A 22,857-nucleotide genomic window follows, 5' to 3' on the forward strand; every position below is an offset into this window, starting at 1 on the left:
ATGAAACACTTAAGCGCATTCATCGCTCTTATCATCTGTTTTGGCATGCTCTCCTGCACCGGCCAGAAGGAGAATAAAGTATCTACACCGGACAACTCCAATAACCTTCCTGATTGGGCTTTTGGCGGATTTGTCCGTCCGGACGGAGTCAATCCATTAATCGAACCCGATCCGGCTACAAAATTCTTCTGTCCTATGCAGAAAGATTCTGTCGGATGGGAAGAAAGCGACACATTCAATCCGGCAGCAGTTGTAAAAGACGGGAAGATCTATGTCTTATACCGCGCCGAAGACAATTCTGCCACAGGCATAGGCAAACGTACATCCCGTATAGGCTTAGCTGAAAGTCCGGACGGTATCACAATGCAACTACGCAATACCCCTGTGCTATATCCCGCTGAAGATAACAATAAGGAATATGAATGGGAAGGCGGCTGCGAAGACCCGCGTGTTGCCATGACCGAAGACGGAACATTTGTAATGATGTACACCGCATGGAACCGGCAAGTTCCACGCCTATGCGTAGCTACTTCGAAGGACCTCATTACATGGGAGAAACACGGCCCGGCTTTCGCTAAAGCATACGACGGCCGTTTCAAAGACCTGGCGAGCAAATCAGCATCCATTGTTACCAAGGTAACGGACGGTAAACTCGTAATTACCAAAGTAAACGGGACATATCTGATGTACTGGGGTGAACACATGATCAATGCCGCTACATCGACCGACCTGATAAACTGGACTCCCCTTCTCAATGAAAAGAACGAACTGAAAGGCCTTATCTACCCACGCTATAAGTATTTCGACAGCGCCCTTACCGAATGCGGCCCTCCGGCGATAATAACCGATAAAGGCATTCTCCTTCTGTATAATGGCAAGAACAGAACCGATGACAGACGCGACGAGCGCTTCAATGCGGGCACATACAGCGCCGGACAAGTCTTGTTCGATCTGCAGAATCCATATAAAGTCATCGGACGGCTCGATACTCCTTTCTTTCGCCCAATGGCCGAATTTGAAAAGAGCGGCCAATATACCGACGGGACTGTTTTTATAGAAGGACTGGCCTATCTCAATAACAAATGGTTCCTATACTATGGTTGTGCCGATTCTAAAGTTGGGGTTGCCATTTATGATCCCGGCAAACAAACTCCCGGAGACCCTATAGAATAACAATAACTATTGTCAATAATCTATATGCCAATATCTAATTTAGAGTTGGCATATTTTTTTACCAATCCCCTCATCAGAAACTTTCCAGATTAGCCATATTCCACAGATTAAGGAACGCCAGTTTGGTTATATCCACCACCTTATCATAATTTATCTTATCCGCTTCATCGCTGAGTTTATGATAATCGGGATGCAGATCGGTGTTATAAAAAATCACGGGAACACCTTTCTGCATAAACGGCATATGGTCGCTCCCTCCCGGCGAACTGTCTAAAGATGGAAAGTCCGGAGTCAGCTTTAAGCTGTACCTTTCTATATCTGACTTTATCCATTCCCCGAATACAGGTTTGCTTTCACTATAAAAAACAGATACATGAGCACCGTCTCCGTCTTTGTTGCGCCCTATCATATCACAATTGATATATCCTTTTATGGGGATAGGTGAAAGCAGCGGAACAGGTATGTATGAAAAGTGTTCTTCCACAAAATGAAAAGAACCCAACAATCCCATTTCTTCCCCATCCCAAAGGGAGAAAACGACAGTCCGATCGGGTTTCTGACCCGAAGCGACGAAAGCCTTTGCTATCTGCAATACAGCCGATACGCCCGAAGCATTATCATCAGCCCCGTTATACACACTATCGTTCAGATTGCCGGAGTTTAGTCCTAAATGATCGTAATGCGCTCCTATCATAACTATTTCGTCGGTATTTTTACCCGGAATATATCCCAATACATTATTCAATCTGGTATCCTGATTAGCCGATCCTTTAAAAATATCCGGGATAAAAGGATGCATGAATTTGCCCTGCCAGGGCTTTATGCCAATATCTTCCAGAATAGCCGCGATATAGCTTGCAGCCTTCGCTCCGCCACGCTGCCCAGCTTTCCGTCCTTCAAGACTGTCACTGGCCAGAACTCCTATATAAGTAAGGGCATGCTGACGGGTAATAGCCGACAAACCCTTTTCCACAGAAGTTTGAGATAAGCAATAAATAGAGAGTAAGAGTAGTGTAGAAGTAAGTATATGTTTCATGTATTCAAAAGTTTTTCAGGTTTGCCATATTCCACAGATTGAGGAAAGAGGCCTTGGTAATATCCACCAGTTTATCCCAGTTTATTTTATCGGCATGGTCGGTAGGCTGATGATAATCGGGATGTCCATCGGTATGATACCATATCAAAGGGATATCACGTTTTGCAAAAGAAGCATTATCACTTCCCCCTATCGGTTTATCCCACGGCCTGTAGTCCGGTTTCAGATTCAGTTTGTATGTTTCTATATCATCTTTGAGCCATTCTCCGAACGCAGGGTGTGATTCGGTATAAAAATAAACGACATGTTCCGGTTTTGCCTCATCCATATTACGGCCTATCATATCAAAGTTCAGGTATCCTTTGATAGATGATGCAAAAGGACAATCAGCCACAAAATATTCCGAACCCAACAAACCCAGTTCTTCCCCGTCCCAGAAAGCAAATATAACCGTTCTCTCCGGCTGCTGACCTGAAACGACAAAAGCTCTTGCTATCTGTAACACGGCTGATACCCCGGAGGCATTATCATCGGCGCCGTTATATATTTTATCTCCGGCCAGACTCTCATCCACTCCCAGATGGTCGTAATGAGCGCCGACAATCACATATTCGTCTTTCCTTTTACCTTCAATATATCCCATAACATTCTTCAACTCCAGTTTTCTATAGGCCCTTTCCTGCTTATATTTAGCTATAGAATCGGGATGTACGGAGAATCGCGCCCGTGTCTGACGCTCGCGGCTATATGCTTCGAACGGCTGGAAATAAGAACCAGTATTCAAAGGCTTAACACCCATATCCTGCAACAGAGATTTGATATACTCCGCAGCAATACGGCTCCCATGCCTGCCCGCTTCCCGCCCCTGCAAAGCATCACTGGCAAGGAACCCGATATAAGTTCCGGCACTTTCCTTGTTAATACTGCCGAGTCCGGCATCTTTTCCAGACTGCCCGAGAACAGACAGAGAGATAAAAAAAGCAGTTATAAGAAATATTTTATTCATAAAGAAGATAGCATTTAATAATACATTATTTCAATCTGACTTGATTATTGCATACTTTAATGTAGCCCTAAAAGCATATTGGCTACAATAATACACAAAACAATCAAGGTCACCACCACATACATGTAGTCTTTTTCTATCAGAAAGCCAATTACAGAAAAGGCAACCCGTAATATAGGCGTCGCGATCAGCACACATACCCCCAATTGTATAATAGCCGCGCCATCGAGAGACAAAACACGGGGAATTATTGTAGACAATTCCCTCAGATAATGTTCTACTCCGGGGAATGGTTGCCCGTCCGGCGTTGGTTTGTAATGTTCCATAGACACCCCGTGATTCTGGAAAAGATAAATAATACCTCCCAAGAGTGTAATGCCACAGGCAAGGGTAACTCCATAGCGAAGCAGTTTTCCTATAAAGAGCTCCATATCCCTTTCGGCCCAAAATTCTTTTGTAAATATATTCATACTGATGTTTTAGTTATGAGTTGTTTACTGTTCACAGTTTACCGGTTATACCATTATATATCATCGAAACAGCGAGCAAGAAAATCACGACACTGAAAAGCAGTCGCAATTTTTTCACATTCGTCTTAGGCAGTATTTTAGATCCGAAGAACGCCCCCAGTAATACCCCTACAACGATAGGCATTGCCAGTCCCGGGTCTATATATCCGCGTTGCAGGTAAATAACCGCACTTGCGGCAGCTGTTACACCGACCATGAAATTACTTGTTGTGGTAGATACTTTAAAAGGTATCTTCATAGCAGTATCCATTGCCAGCACTTTCAATGCTCCCGAACCAATACCTAACAGTCCGGACAAAATACCCGCCAATGTCATCAGTGAATAACCACCCATTACATTATGTACATTATATTTTTCTATTCTCCCGTCTTTTGTGGGATAGGAACCGTTAAGTTTCAGTTTCTCCCCGAGTTTATCACCCGGCGCGGCATAATCTATATTCTCTTCCTTCTTGCTGATAGAACGTACTGCCGAAAAAATCAACACACAGCCGAATATGACAGCAATATATACTTTATCGAGATACATAGCCACTATAGCGCCGATCACAGCCCCGGTGGTAGTCGCTATCTCAAGAAACATCCCTATACGCACATTGGTTATTCCTTCTTTGATATAAGCCGCCGCCGCACCCGACGATGTAGCAATCGATGTTACTAAAGCCGCTCCTATCGCATAGCGCATATCTACGCCAAACCCCAGAGTAAGCAAGGGGATTACTACAACACCCCCACCCAATCCTGTCAGTGAACCGATAAACCCGGCAAAGCAAGCACCGAAAAAAAGGATGATGGAGAACACTTCTAAATTTAAGTCCATTTCATTTATTTTTTTACGAGTGTAAAGATACTATTTCGCAAGCCAATTCAGTTAACAAATTTGCAAATTAGTATATTAGCAAATAGTGCAAAGCAACTTTACAGTTAGCAGTAAACAGTAATGTAGCTTTCTCAACTTATGACTTACTACTTATTACTTAAAATTTACTACTTGTTAAAAAGTAACAAAGGTAACACTTGTTTCAGTGAACAGTAAACAGTAAACAACTTGTATCTCGTGTCTTGTCTACTCGTAACTTCCCCAAAAGGTAACAAAAGTAACACTATTTTACAGTCAACAGTTAGCAGTCATCAGTCAACAACTCATAAGATGTAAAAACTTTGCGCCTTTGCGTCTTTGCGTGAAACAAAACAGGGAGTCAGCCGACTCGTAACTTGTAACTGCCCTAGGGTGAAGAAATAACATTCGCCGAAGCGAAGGCAAGGCAAACCCGTAACTATTTCAAAAAAGTTACAAAAGTTACACTTTTTCCACTATTTTTTATCTGTTACTTTTTTTCCCTCTCTGTAAGTCCCCTTGGGGCAGCGGCCTATCAATACATCAAAGAGCTATCAGCTAAAAGCTATATCCTATAGATAAAATACTCCATTCCTATTCATATAAACCAGCATCTTTTTTTATAGAAATAAAAAAGATGTATCCAATGAATACATCTTTTTTGTGAACGGAATACCTAATTATAAAAACAGGTATAATCTATTCATATAATCATCTGTAAAAAGGCTGACTTCCCAACCGGGTTTCTTACAGTTTCTTAATTATCTGAGTTACATCAACAAGGCTGAAAGCTTCTCTGAAGATCTTCAAGATCTCATTGTAGGTAGAATACTCAGCTTCTACGTCAAAACTCTGAACGCCAAACGGACGACATTCGTTAATTTTGGCCTCATGGCTACTTCCAATGTTGTAAATTCTTTCCATAACTTTATTTTTTTGAGAAAATAAAACAGCAGTATAACTTATTTTGAAACATAAAAAATCATCAATACTTTATTTTATTTCACTGTATAAACAAATATAACGATAATAACATATTTTTGCAAACTTTTGTTTCATAAAAATTTATTTTTAACACCACAGATCCAATAGCTCTCCAATACAACACTCAAAATATTATATATCAAACAATTAAAATAAAATAAAATTAGCCGGCCTTAAAAAAAACAACTATACAAAGCAAAATTATATTTCAAATCAAAACTTTTCTGATTTCGAAAAGAAACTTTAATAGAATTATATCGAAACTTTATTCGAAACCTTAATTAACCCAAAGCCTTTGCTAAAATCGAAATAGGATGCTCACAACGCTTCGTTGTCGACATTTCTATCTGCCATTTGCATGTTTCGCAATCGGTAACAACATAGTCTGTATCACTTGCTTCTATCTGTCCGAACAGAGACGCGCCAATATCCTGGGATGTCTTATAATTTTCTTTCTTAAAGCCGTAGGTCCCGGCAATACCACAACATTGCGAATCAAGAACTTTCAATTCTATATTCGGGATCAATTTCAGTAATTCTATCGAATAGTACGACCATCCCAGTTTTTCCATATGGCAGGGCGTATGATAGGCCACCTTTATTTTTTCCTTACCGAATTTCAACTTCACATCAGTTATACTTAACAGACAGTATATATAACGGGTCGCAAGCTCCACATTATCCCTTACATCGGATGTATCGATATCCAGCAAATGAGGATATTCGTCCCGTATGGTAAAAGTGCAGGTCGAAGAAGTTGCCACCACAGGAATATTCTTTTCCAGTACCGATTCCCTGATAGAAGCCATATTCACCTCCGCCTGTTTCTTAGCCTGACCTATAAGACCGTTGGAAATCAACGCCACTCCACAACACTTTTCTTTCCTAAGCAGTTGAACGCCGATTCCGAGTGCATTAAATACCTTTACGAGATCTTTTCCCAGTTGCGGATTATTATAATTGGCATAGCAACCATGAAAATAGCTGACCTGTTCCTTAAATTTCTTTTGCTTATCCGCCTGCTTTTTATACCAGCTTTCGAATGTACCGAACGAATATTTCGGAAAAGTACGGTGATGATCTATCTTCAAAGCAACATCCAGTACTGACTTCATCGGCTTTAATCCCAAAGCAAGATTTACAATGGGTGCAAAGGGAGTAGCCAGCAAGCCTACAATATCCGTATTGGCCAGAATATAATCCCTCAGTTTCGGTTTTTTCTTACTGTATTTTATCCGTGCCGACTGGATAATATCGCCAATCTTCACATTCGAAGGGCATGCCACTTCACACCTCTTGCAATTGATGCAATACTTCAATGCTTCGTCATAAAAGTTCGATTTTTTCAGACGCAAACGTTCTCCGTCAGGCCCGGCCTGCTTTGGTCCGGGATAAGCGGGATTTACAGCTGCTACCGGACAATATACCGTACAGATGGTACATTTGATACATTGTTCGAAATTATTATCGCTTATGTTATGTTGTTGAAGATTCATCACCGTCCTCCTTCCAGGTCTCAGACCTATTATTTTCTTTTACTTACTCAATATTTTATCCGCTATAAACAGGGCGCTAAGGATGGAAACCCCTGCCCCACTACCCTCTTTTACCGGATTGAATCCTTCCAGAAGCGCACCGGAAACATATAGATTTTCTATAACTTTACCTTTACATAAAGCGTTGAATGTTTCGTTTGTCTTTACGCCAAATTCCTGATAATTCTGTCTATCGAACATATTCCGGTTGTACCAGTTTTCCCTGCCGGGATTATAAGACACATCCAGATCGAACACAGGTTCGTAAACCCGGGAGCGCGTCGCTATCAACCCCTGACTGAAATAGCTCCCTGTTGCCAGAACTATATTCCCGGCATTGAAAGGGATATTACCGTGGTTGTAAGAATAAACCCTCATCACCCTGTTATCCTCCACATCAGCCCGCTTTACCGTATCGCCCAACATATATACACCTCCCAGATGAATAAAATAATCGTGCATATACTGTTGCGTGTGTATTCCTATTATAGACGGCGGCAATGTCGGAATCAGGTATACCGGCTTACCTGCAGCCTTCCTCAAGGCGGCAAGTATATTTGTATTTTCCAATCCGAAACATGCCGGAAAAACGATGGCTTCGCTATCCAGCGCCACCTTGCCTAATATCCTTACCAATTCATCTTTATTGGATTCTTTATCGAGTATCCGTGCAATATTCGTCGAACGCAGTTCACTCGGATTGCGGCGAAGATAATCCAGATCGGGCAGGCTAAACAGATGAATATCGCTCTTCGTCCCCATTTTAGCAAATTCATCCGCTATAAACCGAGGATAGAAATCAAGGAATCCGGCAATATTAAAAATCGAAACTTTCTTCCACGGCAATTCCCGTTCCGATTTACTGACAGCAAAATCAGATGCAGACAGCCAGGTAGGTTTCAATGTTCCCATAGGAGTTATCCGGTAATGGTTTTCCATAGAATCACCCTGAACAGGCAAGCCTATTGCCGTGAGAAAAGCTTCTGATTTACCCGCCAATTCACCGAATTTATTTTCACCCAATTTTGCGTATGGATGACAGGGAGACATCCGGATCAAATCCTTCACAGATCTCCGGGGATCGGTTACCGCTTCGCCATCCGGCAATACATTCAACAAATCGAACGAACCTGATGAGAAATGCAACGCGCTCTGCCCTGAAGATACAATCGCACAACGGTGTCCTTGCTGCAATAAACGTATTCCACATGTCAGGCCGGATAGCCCTCCTCCTATAATTACGGTGTCAAACTTCATCTTGTCCTTCTTGCTTTTGTAATAACTTCAATCCGCACACACTCTCATATACCCAGTTTGTATATTCACTTTCACGTAATGTATCACCCCATGCTATGGGATAAATACCTTTCCAACGTTCATTCAGAAAGTAAGCCAGATCTTCCTTGGCAGTCTTTGTACACAATTTATCCGTATCGCCCATAATACCGGCGGCACGGCAGGCACACAGTTCCCCCTGGCATGTTCCCATCCCCACACGTGTACGGCGGCGAAGGTCAACCAGATTAGTCACGTTCAGTTCTTCCAACGCGTACTTCACCTCCCCGACTGATACTTCTTCACACTCACAAACCAGACTATTATCATCTTCCGTATTACCCGACAAATTACCCGCCATATCACCATGACGGTAAATAGCAGATTTGCGTTGTGCCGCAGGTAGCGATACTATCTTCTTATTTATATCTTCTGTTTTTTCCCGCGAACCGGGCAGAGTCTCTTCGGCAGTAGTACATTTATTCGTTACATTCAATTTTTGGCATACCAAATCCGTTGCCCATTCTGCCATCAGGCGATAAGTCATTAGTTTGCCGCCCGTTATAGTTACATATCCTTCCAGTCCATCCCGCTTGGCATGATCGAGCAGAACAATGCCCCGGCTTACACTGCGTCCTGTAGGATCATTATCTGAAGCAACCAAAGGCCGCACTCCTGCATAAGCCCGCAGTATCCGTGTCCGGTTGAGTATCGGGGCTAACTTTTCCCCTTCGCGGATAAGCGTATCTACTTCCTCCGGAGTTACCACCATATTATCTATCTGGTCGTACGGAATATTGCTCGATGTAGTACCTATCAGCGATATTGTATCTCCGGGAACGAGTATATCGGCATCGGCAGGTTTGCGGCACCTGTTCAGCACCATATTGTTTATCCGGTGTCCAAAAATCAATAAAGCCCCTTTGGCCGGAAGCATATTTACTTTTACATCTGCAAACTCAGATATATGTTGCCCCCAAATACCGCCTGCGTTTACTACGACAGAAGCATATAGTTCTTTTGTGTCTTTCGTTTTATGGCCAAAAACCTTCACTCCTACAATCCTGCCTTGCTCACGAATCAACCCTACAACTTCGTGATATGTATAAACCACAGCCCCGTAATTCTTCGCATCTATCATATTAGAAGCTGTTAGACGAAAGGGATCGACAGATCCGTCGGGAACCTTTACTGCCCCTATAATATTCTTATTAGCAGATGGTTCCATCACAAGCGCCTCCTTCGGATCTATTATTTGCGCGTTGATGCCTGCCATAGTACATGCCTCGACAAACTTTGACTGGTAGGCAATATCATCTTCGGGCAGAGTCAGAAAAAGCCCGTTAGTCTCCTCTATACAATGACTGGCTATCCTTTTCAGCACCATATTTTCTTTAATACATTCCTCAGCCGACTCCCTATCAGTAACAGCATAACGTGCACCACTGTGAAGCAAACCATGATTGCGTCCGGTTGCGCCTGTCGCTATATCATATCTTTCCAATAACAATACATGCAAGCCCCGGCGGGAGCAATCACGGGCTACCCCGGCTCCGGTAGCACCTCCCCCGATGATGATAGCATCAAATAACTTTGCTGAATTAGGCTGGCTGATACTCATGCTTTAGTTTTTTTAGTTTCACTATACAAAAAAAAGAAAATTTCGGAATATTTCAAAATATTTTCGAAAGTTTTTGAAAGTTTTCGAAACTACATTTAAAAAAGGTAATGTAGATAGCCATTTGTTCCTAAACTTTATCTGCAGTTAATTGTTTTATTTATTAGTTAATCAAATAGAAAAGGTATGAAACAGCTGACACTTGCTTTATTTTTTAGCTTAATAATGATATCCATGGTTCAGGAAGATAAGACTTTGCATGATTTCAAAGTAAAGGATATTGATGGAAAAGAATTCGACTTTTCATCTTTAAAAGGGAAAAAGGTTCTGGTTGTAAATGTAGCGTCTAAATGCGGCTTAACACCTCAATACACAAAGCTACAAGAACTATATGAAAAGTATAAGGATAAGAATTTTGTCATCATCGGCTTTCCTGCCAACAACTTCAATGGACAGGAACCGGGAACAGACGAAGAAATCAAAACATTCTGTACGTTAAATTATAACGTATCCTTCCCGATGATGAGTAAAATAGATGTAGTTGGAGACAACAAAGCTCCAATTTACAAATGGCTTACCGAAAAAGCGGAAAACGGCAAATTGGATGCCGAAGTACAATGGAATTTCCAAAAGTTTATGATTGACGAAAACGGTCATCTGGTCGATTTCGTTCCACCCCGTGAAGATCCATTCTGTGAAAAGATAGTAAAATGGATCGAACAAAAATAAATACTTAATTGTACATTTAATATAATTGAAGCTTTTTAGAATACATTAAAACCGGGTTAAATAAGATCGTGATAAAAACGATCCTCAATTTATTCAGGCCATAATCTTACTTTCTTTGTAACCCATCCCATAAGACAAATAAAATGCAAGAGGGCATCCGCATATCTGCGAATACCCTCTTTATTATATTCATATGTCTATATAATTATAATTCTAAAGATTATTTTTTCGTCTCGATGTAGTCACTCCCCTATATACCATATATAAGAATAATATAGATAAAATAATAGGTAAGGAAATATCACCAATCGGTGCACCGACGTTACCCGGATTAGACCATTCATCTTCTCCCGGCAAGTATGGATCTTCCCAAGAGCTCGATCTGGCCAAAAATCCCCGTGCTGGAGCTGCCAAAGCTGAGGTTTGAGTTTCACTGGCTATAGACCTCTTCTCTTTTTTCAGATATGAAGTTGAAGGTAAATCAGTTGTTATAACGGAAGCATCAAGCGTTTCCTCAGCCTGAATGGATACCGAAGGAATCGTTAAGCAAAAGAATAATGTCAAAAATATCAATATTCGTAGTTTCGTTTTCATCTATCTTTATTTTACGTGCGTATGTGTCTGTGTAATTAACTTAGCTTACGTCGTTGTATTTAGTTCTGTAAATTCACAAATTTAACTGTATGATTTCTTTTTCCTGTAATTTTTACAATGTATGTTCCAATATTCAGTGGCTTTACATATGACCACGGTTGCTGTAATTCTGTAATCTTTGTGCGTCCCATCAGACGTCCCTGCATATCATAAATAACAACATCGCTATTCACATCATCTTCAATTAAACCGGATATGTATAATGTCGATGAATTATAATAGCAAGATATTACTTTGTCATCCGGTCCTACCACAGTTCCTTCCGTATCATAGAAACGGAGGATAAAACGGTTGTCATTTACTTCACTTGTAGAACTTGATGCAGCCTCTGACACAAATGTATATTCAGTTTCAGGAGTAATTTTCACTATCTTATTATTCAAATACCTATCTATAAGCCATACACCAGGAACAGATTCTATATTTTCCAAACCGTAGAACTTTAGGGTCATCTCCTGTGTTGAAGAAGGCGGCATAAAATACAGTGCTAATTCTTTTGTCTGCGTAGGGACAGCATTTCCTAAGAGATTTTCCTGGTCACTGGATTTTGTGTAAACGATTGCTTTACTTTGCTCGAATGAAGTCTTGGTCGGCTTACCGTTTACTTCATCCACATATGTTTCAAATGCTTCGGATATACCCTTTCTTGTATCGTACGGATCTGTTTTATACTGAGGCTTAGCATTATCATTAAATATCACGGTAGCTCTGTCAGTTGTACCGTTATTACTCTTAGCCTCCACAATAAACCAATCTTTCATTACAGAAGTATTGTCATTACTAACTGACGCCTTAGTCGCCTCCGCGCTCTTAGTGAAACGAGGCACACCGAAAGTCTGCAATGCCGGATCGAGCTTTATTGTTATGGACCTGCTTGCCTGCAAACAAAACATCTGCATAGGAGAAATCACATGTGCTAATGGATTCGTAATAGCTGCTGCAACGCCAGTCCTACCGGGCTGAACTTCATAGACGGCCGACGCCCCGTCTCGGCTCACAAAATCATAAGTTGTCTTGTAATTGAATATATTTTTATCAGGATCATACTTAACCAAAGCCTGGTTTATCATCCAATATTTAGCCCTTACGTCTGCTGTTGAAGAAACGGAAGATATTATCACCTTATTAGATTGGTCGGGGGAAAATAAGGTGGATTGAAATCCGTTCGCAATAGTTGAAGCCTCTGCAAGCTCGTTATAAGTACTACCATCACTCTCCGGGGTAGTATTGTAACCTAATAACGGATTTAAGCTTATCGGAGCCATAAAAGGATTACCCAAAAAGTTCAAACCCGGCTCCAAATCCACTATTACAGCTCCGGTATTAAACTTTTCCTGTGTCATCAATTCGTATCTGGACCTGTCTTTACCATTTTCTATCCATTTAGGATCATTCAAACCATTCACTGGTAATCCCGGATCTGAATAAGCATTACCCGAACTGAATTCAGTTGCATTATACAAGAAACGGCTGAAGCCTTCCATTGCACCATTAGGCGCAGCCAAATCATAGAGAATCTTCCGATTAAAAGTATATCCGCCTCTTGCACGTTTTGTATTCTTTATGCCCTTAGTCGGAGAATTAAAGAAATTCCATCTGTCATTAATATTGTCTGGTCCGGTTGTATGGTCTGCATGTGAAACTTCCATACTGATAAAATACCCGCGCCCGGCTTTCATTCTAAAGAAGGGATCGACTATAGGCCCTTCATACGAAGTAATGCTGCTGCTGTTTGGCTTAGTCAATGTATGATAGAACATGTAATCGGCTCCCAATTGCTCGAATGGAGGCGTAAATCCCGTCAGCCTATTCCAGCCTGCTCCCCCGTTAGGATTGGAAGCATCTGTTCTGAGCGTTCCACCAAAAGTAGCAGGATCTGTTATCTTGTCGCTGGTAAAGTGTCCATCGTCTGTAGAAGCGCTACCATCCGCTGTAAAGTTATACAATTTCAAATCCACCTCACTATAGGTAGCTAAAGCCAATGGATCTGCACTTGTATTTGAGTAGACATTCTTAATTCTGGCAAAACCGGTATTTATTATTAGCGGGTTAGTAACCCCATCGGCATTTACAGCCAAACGATTATCACCGTTTGCACGGATATAATCTACAGATATCGCGGCCGATACATTAACCAACAGGTTATTATTCGTTTTATTTTCTATACTGATCGTAGGAAAATCTATCCAGTTATATTTTTTTTGTTCCTTGTTATCCCATGTAACCGAACCTTCCGAAGCGGTTCCAAATATATTCTGTTGCGAAGTACCTATAAAAGCAATAACACCGGTTGTTTCTGTGTCACTTACAGTTTTGCCATCGAAAAGCTGTGAAAATTCGCCCGTTTCAGTTCTTCTATTAGGATCTTTAGCATTAATAAAATCTCCTGTTATTTCCGTACGCCCTTTTTGTACAATCACAGAACCTGTAGCAAATTTAGCGGAACCGCCAATATATAATGAAGTAGACGAACTTTCCCCAGCTACAGGAGCAGGAGTTCCATCGGTCTTATATTTGACATACGTTTTACCTTTGGAGTAAAATATTACATCAGATTGTCCTTTAAGAAACAAAGGCAGAAAAAGTAATACGACTAATACTAATCGAAGTTTCATTATTGTAGTTTTATTAAAGTCAGTCAAAATCAAAATGTTATCCTAAAAGCACCATAAGGAAGACAGTTTATAAAGTTTCATGTATCTTCGAAATACACCACAAAGATAATTTTTTTTTCTTATCAATGAACATTTTAAGTCATTTTTTAGTGAAAAATAACACGTTTGCTATTATATATAAGAGTATACGTCAATTAACTGGTATACAATTATAAATGGCGTCCTCTTAATAAATCATTCACAGTCTTCACAGGATTAAAAGTCTCAATCGGAACTTCCACAAATATCGTATTCCAGTCAGACATGGCTCCATTCCATAATCCAGGCAGCTCCAAAGCCTTTAATTCCTTACCATTTTTTGATTTGACAGATATAAACCCTGTGTTGTAATCCACATAATCTTTCAAATTGAAATGATACCCTCTGTAATCCTTTACGCTACACACAATATCCACTGGATTGAAGTGCGTCCCACTCTTAAACATCTCTTTCTTGGCCTCATCAGACATATCTATCTGTGAACTTTCCAAAATCTGGGGAGAAACCGTTTTATCCGAATTCACCGCCAAAAACGGACCTCCTCCGGGCTCACCGACATTCCTTACCATACCGCAAACACGGCATGGCCTGTCGAGCTTACGTTTTAGATAAAGGACCAACTCTGCATCTTCCAGAAATTTCGTATCAGGATTCTTTACATTCAGCACATCCTGCACGAAATGCAAAATTTCCAGCAATTCATTATGAGTATATTTTCCACTATCTAAAAGTTTCAGATAGTCGAAAACTTTCCCCTGTGTTTCTACCAGCACACCTGCCAGTATCCTCTTATATTTAGTTTCAACTTCTTTGTATTTATCAGGGACTGTATTATCTATATTTTTCACAAAGATAATATCTGCGTCCAGATCATTCAGGTTCTCAATCAATGCCCCATGCCCCCCGGGTCTGAACACAATCTTATCATTATCCCTGAATGGCTCGTTATTAGCATCCACAGCAACAGTATCAGTACTGGACTTCTGCTCACTGAAACTTATATTATAGCTTACGGATAATTCTTTTTCAGCTTTTTCCTTTTTAGAACCTATCAATTTTTCAAACAAACTTCGATGCTCAGGAGATACTGTAAAATGAAGATTTATCTCCCCTTTATCATTCCGGGCATACAGATAGCCTTCCTGTAAATGTTCTTCGACCGGAGTTCGAGAAAAGCCATCGTAGCGGTGAAATCGAAGCAGGCCTTTAGGTAAACTCCCATAATTAAGACCTTCCGGTTTCAATAAATTCCTTACAACTGATTTATAGTCACCACCTGCCAACAATGTTTTGAGATCTTTACCTTCGTTTTTGATGCAGGCTGCATCCAACTCTTCATAAAAAGCAAATTTTTCGAGTCCCTCAAAAAAAACCTTTTCAAATGCAGATGTGGGTACTTCGTAAGGTGCATCCAGAAATTCAAACAGATCCTTGAACATTCTGCTGGCAGCACCTGATGCAGGGACAAACTTCATTATTTTACGACCCGAAGATGCATATTTATTCCATGCATCCAAATATTTTTGTTCCTCGTCAGCCGTAACTACCATTATTCCTTTTTCTACCGAAGCAGGAGCTGATATTTCCAAAAAAGGGAATCCTTTTTGGAAACTGTCGATTTGTTTTTGAAATTCTTCCGGGGAAATACCTTTTTCCTCAAGATAAAGTTTATCTGATTCTGTGATCATAGCCTTACATTATACATCTATATTATTAAAGTCCAACTGCAAAACTAACAAAAATATCGCAAAGTTACCCTAACTGCTTAAAAAATTCCCATATGACAATACCTGCTGCAACGGAAACATTCAATGAATGTTTAGTCCCATACTGAGGAATTTCTACGCAACAATCACATAAATCCACAACTTCCTGCCGGACACCTTTGACCTCATTTCCTAATATAACAGCATATTTTTTTGTTTTGTCCAACACCAGTTCATCCAGCATAATACTGCGCTCAGCCTGCTCTATAGCACAAATAGTAAAGCCTCTGTTCTTCAACTCCCTGACAGCATCCTCCGTTTGCTCATAATATATCCAATCTAAAGAATTTTCGGCGCCTAAAGCGGTTTTATGTATCTCCGCATTTGGCGGACAAGCTGTTATACCGCATAAAAAAACCGATTCTATCAAAAAAGCATCTGAAGTACGAAAAACTGATCCGATATTATTCAGACTCCTTACGTTATCTAAAATAATAATCAGCGGAGTTTTTTCCGCGTCCTTAAATTCGTCTATCGAGATCCTGTCCAGTTCCGTTATTTTTTTTACCCTCATAGCTTCTAATCGATCAGAATTACACTTGCATAATCCAACTGTGCTCCAATAGGCGGATTACGTTTCGATAGTTTAAGCTCGATACTCTCTATTTGAGTATATTTGTTCTTTAGACGATCGATTATACGTTTCGCTGCATGCTCCAATAATTTTGACGGTATCATCATCTCTATTTTAATATCCTCATAAACATCCGCATAGCTTATAGTATCATTCAAATCGTCTGAAACGGATGCTTTCGTGAGGTCTACCGCGATCTTCAGATTAATGACATAAACATTCCCGACCACCGTCTCCTGACCAAAAACGCCATGATTGGCATAAAAAGTCAGGTTTTCCAATAATATAAAACTTTTCACAATTATGTTGTATTTTGATTATTCGACAAGCAAAGATAGGTAAAAAGATGCATTTCTAATGATTTGCCAGTCATACAGGAACATGTTATAAACTATTAAAACCATTGCTATTTTTGATTAAGAAATTTATAGTTCTGATGATTTTTAACTAAGTTTGTTTTCTAATAAACCGAACAAATTAGCAGCATGGCAAAAATCAAGGAGGTTATAACAACAGCCAATACCCACAACATCCTCACCTCAGGCACTCAAATAACAGGCGACATCAGTGCTGAAGAAGATTTTCGGATAGATGGCACAATAGACGGAAATGTAGATTGTAAAGGGAAAATTATATTAGGAAATAGCAGTAAAATTACAGGCAACATAAACTGTTCCAACATAGAAATATGGGGAACCGTAAACGGAGATGTCTCTTGTGTCGAAAATGTTATACTTAGAGCTTCCTCGTTCTTGAAAGGAGATATAAAAACGGCAACAATAGAAATCGAACCCGGAGCTAAATTTGACGGCAGCTGTTCGATGCATAAAGGATAATGAGATTATCAATGAAGAATGAAGAATGAAAAATAATTAGCAGATTCGAATATCAGCATATTAGCAAATGATATTGCCGCTTGCGATCCATTTGCGAATTTTCAAATATGCTAATTCGCTAATTATATACTTGTAACTAATAACTAAATAATATGAGCAATACAATTCATAAAAGACTGAATGCTTTACGCAAATTTATGGAAGAGAAAGGATTACATGCCTTTATTATTCCCAGTACAGATTCTCACCTGAGCGAATACCCTGCGTCACATTGGGCTTCAAGAGAATGGATAAGCGGCTTTACAGGGTCGGCCGGAACAGTAGTTGTAACCCGCGAGAAAGCCGGATTATGGACTGATTCGCGCTACTTCCTTCAGGCGGCAAGCGAACTGGATGGTACAGGAATAGACCTGTTCAAAGATGGCCTGCCTCAGACTCCTGCCATTGATGAGTGGCTGGCCTCTGAATTGGGAAAGGGTGACTATGTGGGTATAGATGGTAATGTATATGCCGCTAAAGAAGCATTCAGCCTGACTCATAAACTGAATATGAAAGGATTGCATCTGATTAGCGATTATGATCCGTTCGATACCATTTGGCACGACAGGCCTGAAATCCCAAAGAATCCGTTCTTTGTACTTCCTGAAAAGTACACTGGTGAACCGGCCCACAAAAAAATAGCGCGCATATGCGACTCTGTCGAAAAAAACGGAGCCGAATCTTTGCTTGTAGCATCATTAGATACCATCGCATGGATATTCAACATCAGAGGTAATGATGTAAAATGCAATCCGGTAACCGTAAGCTATGCCTATATTTCACGCAAGGAAACCGTATTATTCATTGATCCGAAAAAACTTTCCGATGAAACTACAAGTTATCTGAAGGCAGAAGGAGTAACAATTGCCGAATACTCCAAAATATATGATTATGTATCAAAAATAAAAACATCCGTTTGCCTCGACAGCAATAAAATAACTTTCAGCCTATACAATACAATCCCAACAGAAAACAGGATTGTAGATATCCCATCTCCTGCCGACCTGATGAAAAGCATCAAGAATGAAGCGGAGATACAAGGATTCAACAACGCTATGGAACGTGATGGCGTAGCCTTGGTTCGTTTCTTCATGTGGCTCGAAAAAGCTGTACCGGAAGGTGGTGTTACAGAAATAATGATTCCTGAAAAGCTGGTAGAATACAGAAGCCGGCAAGATAACTTCGTAGGAGAAAGCTTCGATACTATTTCAGGCTACGGACCAAATGGTGCTATCGTGCATTACCACGTATCACCTGAAAGTTCGGTTGAAATCAAACCCGAAGGTTTTCTGCTGGTAGATTCCGGCGCACAATACTTTGACGGCACTACCGACATTACCCGTACCGTAGCTGTAGGCCCGCTTACCGGACAAATGAAAGAGGATTACACCATGGTATTAAAAGGCCATATCAGCCTTGCCACTGCCGTTTACCCGCAAGGAACACGTGGAAGCCAACTGGACATTCTCGCCCGTAAATCCATGTGGGACAACGGAATAAACTACCTGCACGGAACAGGGCATGGCATAGGCCATTTCCTCAATGTACATGAAGGTCCGCAAAGTATCCGTATGAACGAGAACCCTACAACACTACAGATCGGCATGGTTACATCCAATGAACCGGGACTATACAGAGCCGGGAAATATGGTATCCGCACAGAAAACCTTATACTTACACAGCACGAAACCACTACGGAGTTCGGTGATTTCTATTCGTTCAAAACACTTACTCTTTGTCCGATAGACACAACACCGGTAGTGAAAGAAATGCTGACTAAAGAAGAAATCATATGGCTCAACGAATACCACAAATTTGTATATGATCGTCTCTCTCCTCTGCTAACTGAAGAAGAGAAAGCTTGGTTAAAAGAAAAGACAAATGAGATATAGTATATTAATCCTTATAAGCCTCCTCTTTGCTTTCAAAGGGGAGGCTCAAAATAACACAAACAAAGACGAAGCAGGCTTCAACCTCAACGTAAACATTCCATCCCAAAAGAATAACATGTTATATCTGGGCTATTATTGGAAAGGTACTACCTATGCCCGGGATTCGGTACAATTATCAACGGAAGGAAAAGCCAGTCTCAGTTTTTCGGAAGAACCGGCAGCAGGACAATATTTTATTTTTATAAAACCGGACTTCCGTATTGATCTCCTTATTGATAAAGGAGAAAATGACATCCAACTGTTCATAAACGAGAAAGACTTTACAAAAAGCACAGTAACCGGCAGCAACAATACCAAATTATTGTGGACATACCTGAATAACATTCAGAAAAGAGATATAGAACGAAGCAAATTGGAAAAACAATTTGAAGACTCATCCATTACCACTCAAAAAAGAAAGAATCTGGGTGTGGAGATTCAAAAACTAGATGAAAATACTCAGGCTTATATCCAGAAGACAATAAAAGATAATAAAGACAACTGGTTTGGGGTTTTCCTGAAAGGGATGGAGTCTGTTACATTACCTTATAAACAGCCAAAAGACGGGAAAGAATTCCAAGAAAACAGGGAATATGGCAAACTGCATTTTTTTGACAATATAGACCTCACCGATCCCCGCTTATGGTCGACCAACTATATGAACAGCTATATAGATACTTACATACAACACTGGGTGGACCAGGTTCCCGATTCGTTGGCAAATGCAGCAAGCGAGCTGGTTGCAAAAACAAAAGGAAACGAATTTTGTTTTAAAGAAATGCTATCGAAACTAACAAACGAATCACTAAAAAGCCTGAGAATGGGTGACGAAAATATCTGGGCACGTCTGGCCGAAGATTATATTTTCGACAAAGATGTAGTATGGATCGATAGCGCCCAGAATTCGGAATTGCGGAAGCAATACGAGTTAATCAAAAATAACCGTGTCGGGATGAAAGCCCACAATCTTATTCTGCAAACCCTTGAAGGCGATATAATCAATACAAATGACATTGACGCCGAATATCTGCTCTTGTACTTTTATAATCCCGGTTGCGGACATTGTCAGACAGCCACACCTGAGCTTCACGACAAACTGTATGCAAAGTATAAAGACAAAGGGCTTAAGGTAGTAACTATAAACCTGAACAACGATAAAGAAGAATGGGAGAAATTTGTAAAAAGCAAAAACATAAGCGATTGGATCAATTGCGCCGACCCGGAATATAAGTCACAATATTGGATGTATTACGATACATCGGGCGTTCCGGCTGTCTTCGTTTTAAATAAGAATAAAACAATCATAGCAAAAAAAGTAGACGAACAGAATCTGGAAAAACTTTTCGATTATTATATAAATAACAATGGCATTAATTAAAGAAGTTAGAGGGTTTACACCCGAAATAGGAAAAAACACATATCTGGCCGAGAATGCAACAATCATCGGCGATGTAGTTATAGGAAATGATTGCAGTATCTGGTTCAGCACCGTACTGCGCGGCGATGTAAATTCTATCCGCATAGGAGACCGGGTAAATATCCAGGATGGCAGTGTATTGCATACATTATATCAAAAGTCGGTAGTAGAGATTGGCGATGATGTTTCTGTAGGACATAATGTAGTCATACATGGGGCTAAAATAGAAAATGGGGCATTAATTGGCATGGGAGCCATCGTTCTCGACCATGCTGTTATCGGTGAAGGCGCTATCATAGCGGCGGGCTCTGTTGTACTTAGCGGTACACAGGTAGAGCCGGGTAGTATTTATGCCGGCGTACCGGCCAAATTTGTAAAGAAAGTAGATCCCGAGCAGGCTAAAGAAATGAATCAGAAGATCGCAAAGAATTATCTGATGTACTCGGGATGGTTTAAGGAAGAGTAGCATCTTGAAAGGAATATCGATAAGGGGAATAAAAAGAGAGGAGCTCTTTGTTCTTGAAAGTATGCTGTATGAAGCGGTTTTTCAGAACGAAGGCTCCGCGCCTCTACCATACGATATAATCAAGAGTCCGGAAATAGACGCTTATATACACGATTTTGGCAAACTGAAAGATGATTATTGCCTGGTAGCGAACCTCAACGACAAAATAATAGGTGCAGTATGGATACGCATTCTGGCAGGAGAAGTAAAAGGCTTTGGAAATGTAGATAATGAAACTCCTGAATTTGCAATCTCATTACTCAAAGAATACCGGAATCAGGGCTACGGCACACTGTTAATGTCAAGGATGATAAAATACCTCCGCAAAGAAGGCTATAAACAAACATCCCTGAGTGTAGACAAAAATAATTATGCTGTGAGAGTGTATAAAAAACTGGGATTTGAAATTATACAGGAAAAGGAACATGATTATTTGATGGTATTGAAGCTGGATCAATAGAATATATAAGATAGATCCAAGACCGTACTAACAGCCGCATTAAACATATGGCAACTTTTATGGTTTGTATTTTGTTAAATTACAATACACAAGTATAAAATTCTAAATAAGAACCATTATGAAAAAAGATGTTCTGAAAAAAATAATCGCTAAGCCCGGAGAAAAACACAAAGTCTCCGATTACCAAACAGACTTTACTGCCGGATTGAATAAAGACGAAGCAGAAAGACTACTGACTGAAAACACAGAAAAACTGGCAAAGCTCCAGGATAAGCTCTATGCGCAAGACCGTTATTCTGTTTTAGTTATCTTTCAGGCAATGGATGCCGCCGGAAAAGACGGTACAGTAAAGCATGTAATGTCAGGCATTAATCCGCAGGGATGCCAGGTATATTCTTTTAAACAACCATCGGCCGAAGAACTCGACCACGATTACCTGTGGAGAATCTATAAATGTCTGCCCGAGCGTGGAAGAATAGGTATATTCAATCGTTCACATTATGAAGACGTGTTGGTTGCCAAAGTACATCCGTCAATAGTACTGAACGGGAAACTACCCAAAATCAATAAAATAGAAGACATTGACGACAAGTTCTGGAAAAAGCGGTACAGGCAGATCAATGATCTTGAACGCCACCTGACCGAAAACGGAACCATAATACTCAAATTTTTCCTCAATGTATCACACGAAGAGCAGGAAAAGCGTTTTCTGGCAAGACTCGATGATGAATCAAAAAACTGGAAATTCTCTGCATCGGACCTCAAAGAGCGTGAACACTGGGACGATTATATGAAAGCATATTCCGATATGCTTACCCATACATCTACCGAAGATGCCCCATGGTATGTAATCCCGGCCGATAATAAATGGTTTATGCGATATGCAGTCGGGGAAATTATCTGTGACAGGATAAACGATTTGAAATTACATTATCCCGTATTGACGGAAACCGCTAAACAAGAATTAGAAACAGCAAAAAGGATTCTGACGCCCCAAAATACTGAAGCGGAAAAGCCCAAAACTTCGTCGAGAACGCCAAAGGCTGCGAAAATAAAAACAATAAAAGATAAACAAGCCGCCAAATCCGACAGAAAGATAAGAAAGTCGTAGAGGAAGAGAATAGAGAATCAAAAAAATAAGAAGAGGCTGTGTCAAAAGGGGAACAGCACTGTCAATGTGCTACCTTCTTTGTCATTGGTTCCGCTTCGCTCTGCCGAACGTTGTTTCTGAGTACAACGAAGGATCTCGACCCTGTGAAACGAGATGTTTCACTCCGTTCAACATGACAACCAACGG

Annotated in this window: 20 protein-coding genes; 8 read left to right on the forward strand and 12 right to left on the reverse strand. The window is 40.5% G+C overall.

Annotated features, from left to right (window positions below; genetic code table 11):
- Window positions 1-1,173 carry a glycoside hydrolase family 130 protein gene (locus tag B3317_RS04585; RefSeq protein ID WP_414647445.1) on the forward strand — a complete coding sequence of 391 codons (1,173 nt, stop codon included), beginning with the start codon at window positions 1-3 and terminating at the stop codon, window positions 1,171-1,173.
- A gap of 73 nt (window positions 1,174-1,246) precedes the next feature.
- Here the strand turns inward: B3317_RS04585 and B3317_RS04590 are convergent, their stop codons facing one another.
- From B3317_RS04590 to glpA, 7 genes are all read right to left on the reverse strand, one after another.
- Complete coding sequence (locus tag B3317_RS04590; protein ID WP_291109078.1) at window positions 1,247-2,209, reverse strand: M28 family metallopeptidase; 963 nt, start codon at window positions 2,207-2,209, stop codon at window positions 1,247-1,249.
- Between the two features lie 4 nt (window positions 2,210-2,213).
- On the reverse strand, window positions 2,214-3,215 hold the full coding sequence (locus B3317_RS04595) for a M28 family metallopeptidase (protein ID WP_291109080.1): 1,002 nt from the start codon (window positions 3,213-3,215) through the stop codon (window positions 2,214-2,216).
- 56 nt (window positions 3,216-3,271) lie between these two features.
- Window positions 3,272-3,685 (reverse strand): DUF1634 domain-containing protein, encoded by a 414-nt coding sequence (locus tag B3317_RS04600; protein WP_291109082.1) that lies wholly within the window; start codon window positions 3,683-3,685, stop codon window positions 3,272-3,274.
- Between the two features lie 31 nt (window positions 3,686-3,716).
- A complete protein-coding gene (locus B3317_RS04605) occupies window positions 3,717-4,565 on the reverse strand; it encodes a sulfite exporter TauE/SafE family protein (protein ID WP_291109084.1) in 849 nt (282 codons plus the stop codon).
- A gap of 1,283 nt (window positions 4,566-5,848) precedes the next feature.
- Window positions 5,849-7,063 carry an anaerobic glycerol-3-phosphate dehydrogenase subunit GlpC gene (gene glpC, locus B3317_RS04610; RefSeq protein ID WP_291109086.1) on the reverse strand — a complete coding sequence of 405 codons (1,215 nt, stop codon included), beginning with the start codon at window positions 7,061-7,063 and terminating at the stop codon, window positions 5,849-5,851.
- A gap of 39 nt (window positions 7,064-7,102) precedes the next feature.
- Window positions 7,103-8,359, reverse strand: a complete 1,257-nt coding sequence (glpB, locus tag B3317_RS04615) for a glycerol-3-phosphate dehydrogenase subunit GlpB (protein WP_291109088.1) — start codon at window positions 8,357-8,359, stop codon at window positions 7,103-7,105.
- Window positions 8,349-9,998, reverse strand: coding sequence for an anaerobic glycerol-3-phosphate dehydrogenase subunit A (glpA, locus tag B3317_RS04620; protein ID WP_291109090.1), 1,650 nt, complete (start codon window positions 9,996-9,998; stop codon window positions 8,349-8,351). The genes glpB and glpA overlap by 11 nt, the downstream gene beginning before the upstream one ends.
- A gap of 183 nt (window positions 9,999-10,181) precedes the next feature.
- Between glpA and B3317_RS04625 the strand changes: the two genes are divergently transcribed.
- A complete protein-coding gene (locus B3317_RS04625; protein ID WP_291109092.1) occupies window positions 10,182-10,724 on the forward strand; it encodes a glutathione peroxidase in 543 nt (180 codons plus the stop codon).
- A 213-nt stretch (window positions 10,725-10,937) separates the two neighbouring features.
- On the opposite strand, the gene B3317_RS04630 is transcribed toward B3317_RS04625, so the two are convergent.
- The 5 genes from B3317_RS04630 to folB all read right to left on the reverse strand — a co-directional run bounded on the left by B3317_RS04630 (window position 10,938) and on the right by folB (window position 16,671).
- Entirely contained in the window at window positions 10,938-11,318 is a 381-nt protein-coding gene (locus B3317_RS04630; protein ID WP_291109094.1) for a hypothetical protein, read from the reverse strand.
- A gap of 59 nt (window positions 11,319-11,377) precedes the next feature.
- Complete coding sequence (locus B3317_RS04635) at window positions 11,378-13,993, reverse strand: T9SS type A sorting domain-containing protein (protein WP_291109096.1); 2,616 nt, start codon at window positions 13,991-13,993, stop codon at window positions 11,378-11,380.
- A gap of 209 nt (window positions 13,994-14,202) precedes the next feature.
- The gene (locus B3317_RS04640) at window positions 14,203-15,720 is read right to left on the reverse strand and encodes a DUF4301 family protein (RefSeq protein WP_291109098.1); all 1,518 of its coding nucleotides are present in this window, start codon (window positions 15,718-15,720) and stop codon (window positions 14,203-14,205) included.
- 64 nt (window positions 15,721-15,784) lie between these two features.
- On the reverse strand, window positions 15,785-16,312 hold the full coding sequence (locus B3317_RS04645; protein WP_291109100.1) for an RNA methyltransferase: 528 nt from the start codon (window positions 16,310-16,312) through the stop codon (window positions 15,785-15,787).
- Between the two features lie 5 nt (window positions 16,313-16,317).
- Complete coding sequence (folB, locus tag B3317_RS04650; RefSeq protein ID WP_291109102.1) at window positions 16,318-16,671, reverse strand: dihydroneopterin aldolase; 354 nt, start codon at window positions 16,669-16,671, stop codon at window positions 16,318-16,320.
- Window positions 16,672-16,857: 186 nt separating this feature from the next.
- Between folB and B3317_RS04655 the strand changes: the two genes are divergently transcribed.
- From B3317_RS04655 to B3317_RS04680, 6 genes are all read left to right on the forward strand, one after another.
- Complete coding sequence (locus tag B3317_RS04655; RefSeq protein WP_291109104.1) at window positions 16,858-17,208, forward strand: bactofilin family protein; 351 nt, start codon at window positions 16,858-16,860, stop codon at window positions 17,206-17,208.
- 152 nt (window positions 17,209-17,360) lie between these two features.
- Window positions 17,361-19,139 (forward strand): aminopeptidase P family protein, encoded by a 1,779-nt coding sequence (locus B3317_RS04660; protein WP_291109106.1) that lies wholly within the window; start codon window positions 17,361-17,363, stop codon window positions 19,137-19,139.
- Window positions 19,129-20,556 (forward strand): TlpA family protein disulfide reductase, encoded by a 1,428-nt coding sequence (locus tag B3317_RS04665; protein WP_291109107.1) that lies wholly within the window; start codon window positions 19,129-19,131, stop codon window positions 20,554-20,556. Before B3317_RS04660 ends, B3317_RS04665 begins: the two co-directional genes overlap by 11 nt.
- On the forward strand, window positions 20,543-21,061 hold the full coding sequence (locus B3317_RS04670) for a gamma carbonic anhydrase family protein (RefSeq protein WP_291109108.1): 519 nt from the start codon (window positions 20,543-20,545) through the stop codon (window positions 21,059-21,061). The genes B3317_RS04665 and B3317_RS04670 overlap by 14 nt, the downstream gene beginning before the upstream one ends.
- 61 nt (window positions 21,062-21,122) lie before the next feature.
- Window positions 21,123-21,560, forward strand: a complete 438-nt coding sequence (locus tag B3317_RS04675; RefSeq protein ID WP_291109110.1) for a GNAT family N-acetyltransferase — start codon at window positions 21,123-21,125, stop codon at window positions 21,558-21,560.
- A 118-nt stretch (window positions 21,561-21,678) separates the two neighbouring features.
- Complete coding sequence (locus tag B3317_RS04680) at window positions 21,679-22,671, forward strand: polyphosphate kinase 2 family protein (protein WP_291109112.1); 993 nt, start codon at window positions 21,679-21,681, stop codon at window positions 22,669-22,671.
- Window positions 22,672-22,857: the final 186 nt, after the last annotated feature.

The organism is Dysgonomonas sp. UBA7710 (assembly GCF_002482385.1).
Taxonomy (GTDB): Bacteria; Bacteroidota; Bacteroidia; order Bacteroidales; family Dysgonomonadaceae; genus Dysgonomonas.